Annotated in this window: 9 protein-coding genes; 2 read left to right on the forward strand and 7 right to left on the reverse strand. The window is 43.5% G+C overall.

The window, feature by feature from the left end:
- Positions 1 to 9 precede the first annotated feature (9 nt).
- From V7K21_RS27700 to V7K21_RS27715, 4 genes are all read right to left on the reverse strand, one after another.
- Complete coding sequence (locus V7K21_RS27700) at positions 10 to 831, reverse strand: NADPH-dependent oxidoreductase (RefSeq protein WP_335178913.1); 822 nt, start codon at positions 829 to 831, stop codon at positions 10 to 12.
- A 269-nt stretch (positions 832 to 1100) separates the two neighbouring features.
- Positions 1101 to 2219: a sulfonate ABC transporter substrate-binding protein gene (locus V7K21_RS27705; protein WP_442948933.1), complete on the reverse strand. Its 1119-nt coding sequence runs from the start codon at positions 2217 to 2219 to the stop codon at positions 1101 to 1103.
- A 152-nt stretch (positions 2220 to 2371) separates the two neighbouring features.
- A complete protein-coding gene (locus V7K21_RS27710; protein WP_298917093.1) occupies positions 2372 to 3133 on the reverse strand; it encodes a class II aldolase/adducin family protein in 762 nt (253 codons plus the stop codon).
- On the reverse strand, positions 3117 to 3791 hold the full coding sequence (locus V7K21_RS27715; protein WP_335178917.1) for a cysteine dioxygenase family protein: 675 nt from the start codon (positions 3789 to 3791) through the stop codon (positions 3117 to 3119). Before V7K21_RS27715 ends, V7K21_RS27710 begins: the two co-directional genes overlap by 17 nt.
- Positions 3792 to 3845: 54 nt before the next feature.
- Between V7K21_RS27715 and V7K21_RS27720 the strand changes: the two genes are divergently transcribed.
- Positions 3846 to 3983, forward strand: coding sequence for a hypothetical protein (locus tag V7K21_RS27720; RefSeq protein WP_335178919.1), 138 nt, complete (start codon positions 3846 to 3848; stop codon positions 3981 to 3983).
- A gap of 63 nt (positions 3984 to 4046) precedes the next feature.
- On the opposite strand, the gene V7K21_RS27725 is transcribed toward V7K21_RS27720, so the two are convergent.
- The 3 genes from V7K21_RS27725 to V7K21_RS27735 all read right to left on the reverse strand — a co-directional run bounded on the left by V7K21_RS27725 (position 4047) and on the right by V7K21_RS27735 (position 6698).
- The gene (locus tag V7K21_RS27725) at positions 4047 to 4253 is read right to left on the reverse strand and encodes an RRXRR domain-containing protein (RefSeq protein WP_298917099.1); all 207 of its coding nucleotides are present in this window, start codon (positions 4251 to 4253) and stop codon (positions 4047 to 4049) included.
- A 191-nt stretch (positions 4254 to 4444) separates the two neighbouring features.
- Positions 4445 to 5566 carry an LLM class flavin-dependent oxidoreductase gene (locus V7K21_RS27730; RefSeq protein ID WP_335178921.1) on the reverse strand — a complete coding sequence of 374 codons (1122 nt, stop codon included), beginning with the start codon at positions 5564 to 5566 and terminating at the stop codon, positions 4445 to 4447.
- An 82-nt stretch (positions 5567 to 5648) separates the two neighbouring features.
- Positions 5649 to 6698 carry an aliphatic sulfonate ABC transporter substrate-binding protein gene (locus V7K21_RS27735; protein ID WP_335178923.1) on the reverse strand — a complete coding sequence of 350 codons (1050 nt, stop codon included), beginning with the start codon at positions 6696 to 6698 and terminating at the stop codon, positions 5649 to 5651.
- A 654-nt stretch (positions 6699 to 7352) separates the two neighbouring features.
- Between V7K21_RS27735 and V7K21_RS27740 the strand changes: the two genes are divergently transcribed.
- Complete coding sequence (locus V7K21_RS27740; protein ID WP_335178925.1) at positions 7353 to 8420, forward strand: trypsin-like peptidase domain-containing protein; 1068 nt, start codon at positions 7353 to 7355, stop codon at positions 8418 to 8420.
- Positions 8421 to 8640: the final 220 nt, after the last annotated feature.

Genomic DNA, 8640 nt, shown 5'->3' on the forward strand with positions numbered 1-8640 from the left:
TGTTGTTGTTTACACTAACTTGAAGCCGAGGTGATTGAGAACTTCACGCAAGCGATCGCGTCCTTTCAATGACTCGACAGTTGCGATCCTTTGGGCTGAGTGTTCTGACCAATCACCGGGGATATTCATCTTTTGTTCAGTATAAAAGTCTTTGATGATATCGTTATAGTGAGCGATCGCTTCTTCTTGATCTGCCAATTTATAAGTTTCACGGTGTAGCACTGCTGATTGTGGCAACCTTGGCTTAATCGCTGCTTCTACCTCAGGATTCGGATAGCCTACACACAGCCCAAACACAGCATATACAGAGGAGGGCAAATTCAATATCTCTGCTACCTCTTGGGGATGGTTCCGAATTCCGCCGATATATACTGTTCCCAAACCGAGTGACTCAGCTGCTACTGCTGCGTTTTGCGCTGCCAAAGTTGCATCGATTGTTGCCATCACAAACATTTCCAAGTATTCCAGCGCATCATGAGATATGCCGCGACTATCGGCTACGTAACTTAGACGCGCCAAGTCTGCTAACCAAACCAAGAATAAAGGAACCTGCTTAATATGTGCTTGGTTTCCCGCTAGCTGGGATAATTCCTCTTTGCGCTGTTGATCTTCGACTGATACCACACTCCAGGTTTGCAAATTAGAGGAAGTTGATGCAGATTGAGCAGCTGCAATTAGCAACTCCAGAGTTCCTGATGGTAGAGGATCAGATAGATAAGACCGGATTGAACGGTGAGATAGTAGTGCTGTCAGGAAATCATTCCATTCAATTTTGGGATTGAAGGGGATTTCACCGTAGCGCGATCGCAGTAGTTCTGTAGGATTAGTCATAATCAATTTCAAGATTTACATTTCAAAAATTGTCAGTTGAATAAAAGACTTTAGGAGCTTACAGATGTCATTAATGTCAATTTAAGGTTTAAAATCTTGTTTCCAGGTACCAAAAAGAAAATGCTCTTTATTGGGCTGCTGCCACTTGAATACGAGGCAGAACCTTACAGAGGGCATTCCTAGTCGGAGACTAGGAACGAGGCACTAGGAACTAGGCATTTGTAGGGGCACACAGATGTATGCCCCTATAGCCTACTCATTGTACTAGTTTAAGTTTTTGGTGAAAAGGCAGCATATTCTTCTTTTGTCAACATTGCATCCTTGACATTTACCTTTTTGGGAATTAACTTCAATTTATAATATGTATCCGCAACACCTTGTTGGAGATTAATTAAATTGTCATCAATTGGGACAACACCAAAAGTGCGTCTGTTAGTTGCTTTTTTCATCGTTTCTACATCAATTCCTAGCACAGGTGCTAGAGTTTTTGCTACCTCTTCTCGATTCTGTTTAGACCAATCTTCTAGATTTTGAATTTCCTGCACTATTGCCTTGACAGTTTGCGGATTTTCAGTGACAAATTTGCGAGTCATCAAATAATATCCTCCCTGTTTATTGATTCCTGTGCCATCAATTAAAACTCTGGCTTTAGTTGCCTCTTGAGCCGCTGCATAGAAGGGGTCCCAAATCACCCAGGCATCAACACTACCCTTGACAAATGCAGCGCGGGCATCAGCTGGTGCTAAATATTTAGGTTCAATGTCAGTATATTTAAATCCCGCTTTTTCTAAAGCTTGGACTAACAATAAGTGAGCGCTAGAGCCTTTTTGAAAGGCAACTTTTTTACCTTTGAGGTCAGTAAGTTTTTGAATTTGTGAATTTTGAGGAACAAGAATTGCTGAACTAGCCGGGGTAGCCGCAGTACCAACAACATAAGTTAGTGATGCTCCAGCTGCTTGGGCAAATATTGGCGGTGATTCTCCTACAAGACCGATGTCAATACTACCCACATTCATGGCTTCTAGGAGTTGGGGACCTGCTTGAAATTCAGTCCACTTTACAGTGATCCCTTCTGGTGCCAAACGCTTTTCTAAAACACCTTTAGTTCTAAGTAAAATAGTCGATTTTTGATAGCCAAATCTTACCACTGTTGCTTTACTCGAAGCCGAATTGCTAACAGATGTGGCACTGGGATTAGGGGAATTAACAGTAGGTGTCGATGAGCAGGCGGCAAATAGCACGCTCATACAAAGACCTGTAACAAAAGCCCCCGCAATTGGCAAAGGAGAAGAAAAGAATAATTTATGTTGGTTGTTAAATGGGATATTCCTGATTTTTATCAACGATATCCACTTGGTAATTAAGCGGCGAAAGATTAGGTGAATCATCAAAATGATTTCTCTGAACTATATTTATACTATAAATTTATAGGTTTACCGGAGTATATAAATAAATTTAGGTTAAATTGATATAAAAATAGCGGGAAGTAAAGTAAATTGATACTTCCCTGCCTATTACTTTAGTGTTAAAATACACAGCCTTAATTCAGTAAATCAGGTTCTTCACGGATAATCCTGTCGTAAAGTGGCTGGAAGCTGAACCACCCACTTATATGTGACCCCACTTGAGTTTGCGTTAATCGGGCTGTTTCGTGTTTGATAGTAGTGGGTCTACCGGCAGCTTCTGCCAGTAGTTGGGCTTGGCATGATCGCTCTAAGCTAATGTACCAAAAGGCAGCTTCATCTACCGTATGTCCCACAGTTAAAATGCTGTGGTTACGTAGGATTATGGCTTTCTTTGGCCCCAAAGTTTGCGCCAGTCGCTGACCTTCAGAAGTTTCTAAAACAACACCTGTAAAATCGTCAAATAGTGCATGGTCTTCGTAAAAAGCACAGGAATCTTGTGTCAAAGGGTCAAGAAGACGACCTAAACTAGACCAGGCTTTACCATAAAGTGAATGGGCGTGAGCCGCCGCGATCACATCAGGTCGAGCTTCATGAAGCTGAGAATGGATGGCAAAAGCAGCTTGATTCACCTCAGCATCGCCTTTAACCACCTCACCTTCTCTGTTAACCAAGATCAGGTCAGAAACTCGGATATGACCAAAGTATGTCCCGAATGGATTGACCCAGAAATGGTCTGTAAACTCCGGATCACGAGCCGTAATATGGCCAGCGATTCCCTCGCTGAACCCAAACTTACCAAACAGGCGAAAGGCAGCGGCGAGACGTTGCTTACGGTGCAGGCGTTCGTCTTCAACTCGCTCGAATACGGGGGGTTGTGGTCTATCGGACTTGGGCATGTTCTTTTTCCTCTTCCTCTTTACAGGGAGCGTTGGAATATCCAGAGCGAAAAGATTTGACGCTATGAGATTCTGGGATGAACTGGTGACGCAAGATGCAGCCAGTATCATTACCCAGAAGATGGATAGATACAGATGCGCTCTGGGATGTGGTTTTGACGGCGTGGATATCACCATCTGGAGGTAAGAGGCAGTAGATATCCCCTGGTTGAAGCGATCGCACTTCAGTTACTTGTAATTGTGCGTGTCCTTCAGCATCGCCGTTATCTACACGGCGATAAACTGTTTCTTCTTGATTACCTTTGTATAAACCAATCAATCCCCAAGCCAAATGGTCGTGGACGGGAGTCGTTGAACCTGGGGGAATCACCAAGCTGAAGACTGAGAGGGAACGGTCTTTGGCGCGATAAAGTAGCCACTGACCAATACCGCCGCCCATTTTGCTTTCGGGATTGATTTGAGCAAACTTTTCCGGGAGCCATTCCTGTTGGGCAAGCAGTTCTTGAAAATAGGATTCTAATCTAGCTAGAGTTTGGGTGCGATCGTCAGCAGTGCTAGCGCTAATTTCACGCACTGTTGCTACAAAGGATCGTAGTTCCTGGCTTTCAATAAACCATTCGTCTTCTGGTAATGGTTCTAAGATGATGTGGTTCGTCATTTATATTCCTCGGTTTGGGAGGCAACTAACATTTACTAATTCGTAATTCACGCTATGTGCGACTTATTGTTAAAACCCCACTTCCATTCCTCTCCCCGAAATGGAGGAGCCACTGCGTTGGGCGGCTTTACCGACTTCAAGCACGTGGCGTCAGAGGCTTTGATTCTTTCTCCCCAACGCTACAAGGGTTGAGGTTGGGGGTTAGGTTTGAGAGGAAAGTTGCACATGGCATTAAAATAATTCGTAGTTAAGAATTCAATTACGAATTATTTTAATGCCAGGGTGAAGCTTGAAACCAAGTTGCTCAAGTTTTAGACGAGAAAGAGACTCCTTCAGAATGATAGTAAAGGGATATCGCTGGAATACGGTAGCTTTACCTTGTGACAATAGCAGCCTAGCACGGCTGATGCGTACTGGATATAACGGTTGTTGATTGGCATCGAGAATCAATACTTTGGTCATGAATGATATTCCTTACGAGTAAAGTTGTTAAGGGACTATCAAAAAATCAATCATCCAATCTTGAGCTAAGGGATTTCCAACAAATAAATTATTCAATCTTGTAGAGTAGCTAACATGAGCGCCTTTGGCTACAGGCGACTTTTCTGACTATCCCACAAGAAGTAGTTGAATATTTTTTTATTTGAAAGTCCCTAAGCAACAACAGTTGCTTGTCGCTCCCGCCGTTGCACTTCTGCCCGGACTAGGGGAATCACATCACGACCATAAGCGATCGCATCTTCTAATGGATCAAATCCCCGAATCAATAGAGTAGTTACCCCCGCCTCATAGTAATCCACAAGGGACTCTGCTACTTGCTCCGGTGTCCCAACCAGGGCTGTAGTATTACCATAAGCACCAGTAACGGCAGCAATTGGCGTCCACAAGCGCTTATCGAAAATTTCGCTTTCTTGGGCAAACTGTAACAAACGATTAGAACCCACTGCTTGCGGTGGTACTAAATTAAAGTAGGGAGTTATTGGTAGCTGATTTTCTGTTTTTGCAGCCCGAATTTCCTTAACACGCGATAGAATTGAATGCGCCCGTTCCCAAGCCTTCTCCTCAGTATCACCTAGAATCGGTCGCAAGGATACACTAAACCCTGGCGATCGCCCTGGTGGTCTTACGGCTTTTACTTCACGTATCCGTTCCTTAACTGCCGCAATCGGTTCTCCCCACATGGCGTAGACATCACTATGCTTTGCACCCACAGGTACTGCTGCACCAGAAGCACCGCCAAAGTACAGGGGTATGTGGGGTTCTTGTAAAGGCTTCACATCTGAGTAAGCATCTTTCACCCGGTAGAATTCGCCCTCATAGTCGAAGGGAGTATCACTCGTCCACACTCGGCGCACGATGTCGAGGTACTCATCTGTACGGCGATAGCGAGTATCGTGGTCAAGCCAATCACCATCGCGTTGCTGTTCAGCATCGCTGCCACCTGTAATAATGTGTACCGCAATGCGACCATTAGTAAAATGATCTAAAGTTGCTGTCTTGCGTGCAAAGAGTGTAGGAGCCACGAAACCAGGGCGGTGGGCGATTAAAAACTTCAACCGTTCTGTTGCAGCCGCTGCGAACGAAGCCACAGTTAAGCCATCGGGGCCAGTTGAACCATAACCAACTAGTACCCGATCAAAGCCACCATCCTCATGTGCCTTAGCAAACTTGCGGACATAGGCAGAATCTATCGAACCGCCCGTGATCGAAATTGTCGGCCCATCTAACTCAGATATTTGTCGCGTTCCAATCATCCCAATAAATTCAATCGGCATAGTAGTGCATCACCTCAAAAATTACAAACTTTATTTGGGCATTGGGCATGGTTGTTCGCCTTGTCCCCCTGCTTCCCTACTCCTACTTAGCCGTGGGGCAGATAGTTGCAGCAACATCTACCCTTTTCGGTAGAATCTTTTGCTCCAGCATCCAGTCAGCAGTCTTCTGAATTTTGGTAACATCATCAGCATTAGGTGTGGCAAGTAGCTGTGGCCCTTGATTCTCAGTTACCCGCTTGGCTACGGCTGGGGATATTTTGATGTCCTTGACTAGAAATTCTGCTGATTTCGCCGTATTTACATTCAACCAATCGTATTCCTTGCTTAAACCCCTGAAAGCTGCTTTTACCGCCTTTGGAGATTTAACCGCAGTCTCATTACGCACAAGCATTACACTGTAGGTGGGAGCTGGATGGGTTGTGGTGATTCTCCTAGCACCATGCTCTAATTCGGCAATTGAGATATAGGGGTCCCAAACTGCCCAAGCGTCCACAGTTCCTTGGTAGAGGGCAGGTGCAGCATCAGTTGGAGCTAAGAAAACACGCTGAACTTTATCTTTAGAAATGTTCTCTTTTTGCAATACTTTTAATAACAGGTACTCACCTGCGCCAGCCTGATTGACAGCAACTTTTTTACCTACTAGGCCAGCAGGCTTACGGATAGAAGAGTCGCCACGGACTACGATCGCACTGGCCAATGATTCAGGTCTGGGACGCTGGACAGCCCCAATGCAAAGCTCCTGACCGGCAGCGATCGCTGACAACCCAGGAATGTCCCCGCACCCACCTATATCGGCTTGATTAGCACTAATTGCTTGGAGTAAGGTAGCACATCGGTCAAAGGGGCCAGCCCATTCAGCTTTGATATTTTCAGCCGCAAGCCTTTTCTCTAACTCTCCTCGTTGACGGGCAATTGGTACCACACCTCCCTTTTGGTATCCCAGGCGAATCAAACTGGTTTTCTCTTGAGTTTGGTTACTGACATTTTGGGCAGTGTTAGTATTTGCAGAGTTACTTGGAGCGCAGCCAGAAATTACCAAACCTAGCCAGGAACTAACAACCAATAAGGCACTAAAGGACTTGACTGAGGGTTGTAGCAATAAAAACAAGAACTTTTTGAATTGATTCAACAACTTTTTTATTACTCCTTTTATTAAAGAAAAGATAAGAATGAGAGTCTAGAGGTCAACTCCAGCACTCTCGTCTTTACCGCTAATTAGGGATTTTCAAGGAATAAATCATCCAATTTTGTAGGGTGGTCTTACAATCAATAGTTGGATATTTTTTATTGGGAAGTCTCTTAGCTATAGTATTTTTTATACAAACACGGTAAATCGGTCGGATATTCGTTGAATAAACTACAAGCAGAAATTATCACATCCAAATTTAAAAAGCAAGTCGATTGTTACAAGTTCCAGGTGTGAGGAACGCGAAAAAGTGGAATAGTCCATCTCATCTAGACGTGATCGTTCGTCCACAATGCCAAAAAGCGTTGGATTTGCTTGACTCAGAGTTTTATTGGTAGTAGAAAAAATGTTATTAAAATTACTTAATTATTAAATATTAGTACGCAAAAATTTATTTCATCGTCAGCGGCTCAATCCAAGTCTGTAAATATGACCATGCGGTATATGGTCAGAAAAATGTTCTAGTTTAGCAAAAGCATGTGTTGTAAAAATAGTTATATTGCAAAAAATGTTAAGGGCATCTAACTTTAAGCATTCCATTAGTACTAGAATTGTTCGTCATCTTTTTGATAGTACCAACTTCACTCGAAGACTAAAAATATGGTCAACCTAGAAGCTGAAGATCGCAAACAATTAATAACTCTCCTAAAAGATTTACCAGAACTGGCTACAGAGCGATCGCGTCAGCAAATTTTGGAGCTAGCAGGTTTGAAACAGTTAATACCCATGATCAATCTTTCGGGTGCTTCATTTGTGGCAGTTAGTGATATTGTTAGCTATCTATCTAATTATGGGCGTTTAACCTATGACCATGAGGCGCTGGGGCTGTTATTGAATACTTTGAAAAGCCTTATGGGAGTTCAGCAGCAAGAGTTTTTGGATATGCTGCTAACTAAGTATGACATGATGACTCCGATCGCAAGATTACCTGCTATCAATGAGTGGCGAGGGGGGAAAACGACTTCAGATGTATTAGAGAAAATAATTGGTGAGAATAGTCTACGCCCAATTTCATTTTTACAGCAGGGACTTCAGGTAGCGCGGTCAGTTGCCTATATTGGGGTAAGAACTAGCCAAGAACGCTGGTCAGGAACAGGATTTCTTGTGGCTCATGATTTATTGTTGACTAATAATCATGTTCTACCTAGCTCAAATCTACTGGCAGATACAATTTTTCGTTTTAACTACGAAGAGAATTTTCAGGGAGAAGCTCAACAAACTGATGAGTATCGTCCTAAACCTAATGGAGCTTTTCATACTAACCAAGCTCTTGATTACACTTTAGTTCAACTCGGAGGAGAACCTGGAAAAAAATGGGGTTGGTTGCCACTCACATCTAAAGCGATTAGTATTGGTAGCCGAGTTAATATAATTCAGCACCCATTAGGACAACCAAAGCAGATTTCGCTTCAAAATAATTTTGTTCAATACGTGGGCGGTAATATAGTGCAGTATATAACCTCTACTTTACAAGGCTCCTCTGGTTCTCCAGTTTTTAATGATGGTTGGCAGATTGTTGCTCTGCACCATGCTGGAGGTAATATCCCTGAACCAACAACTCACCAGCATTACTTTAGAAACGAGGGGATACAGATAGAGAGCATATTAGCCGATTTACCCTTAGAGCTTGTAAACTTGCTTAAGGCAGCAAGGAATACCTCGCTTTAGAGAAATCCTACAAGTATCTAAGGTTCTATTATGTATGAGTATCAAATCCCAATTGCTACAGTTGCTAGTCAAGATGCCAGCTACTCTACAGACTGGAGAGCGTAAGGCTCTCTTGATGGTTACGGGATTTGTTTGAGTCGATGGCGGGTGTTATCCCGCGCACCTCTCAGTTAGATCCGTGCGTACCCGTTTCCGTGTACACGGCTCCCGATGTTCTTAG

The organism is Nostoc sp. (assembly GCF_036919595.1).
Classification (GTDB): Bacteria; Cyanobacteriota; Cyanobacteriia; order Cyanobacteriales; family Nostocaceae; genus Nostoc.

Excerpts from the sequence above, each read along its gene's own strand:
- V7K21_RS27715 (WP_335178917.1), bottom strand. The coding sequence starts at position 3,791 with ATGACGAACCACATCATCTTAGAACCATTACCAGAAGACGAATGGTTT.
- V7K21_RS27720 (WP_335178919.1), top strand. The coding sequence starts at position 3,846 with ATGTGCGACTTATTGTTAAAACCCCACTTCCATTCCTCTCCCCGAAAT.
- V7K21_RS27730 (WP_335178921.1), bottom strand. The coding sequence starts at position 5,566 with ATGCCGATTGAATTTATTGGGATGATTGGAACGCGACAAATATCTGAG.
- V7K21_RS27700 (WP_335178913.1), bottom strand. The coding sequence starts at position 831 with ATGACTAATCCTACAGAACTACTGCGATCGCGCTACGGTGAAATCCCC.
- V7K21_RS27725 (WP_298917099.1), bottom strand. The coding sequence starts at position 4,253 with ATGACCAAAGTATTGATTCTCGATGCCAATCAACAACCGTTATATCCA.
- V7K21_RS27710 (WP_298917093.1), bottom strand. The coding sequence starts at position 3,133 with ATGCCCAAGTCCGATAGACCACAACCCCCCGTATTCGAGCGAGTTGAA.
- V7K21_RS27740 (WP_335178925.1), top strand. The coding sequence starts at position 7,353 with ATGGTCAACCTAGAAGCTGAAGATCGCAAACAATTAATAACTCTCCTA.
- V7K21_RS27705 (WP_442948933.1), bottom strand. The coding sequence starts at position 2,219 with ATGATTCACCTAATCTTTCGCCGCTTAATTACCAAGTGGATATCGTTG.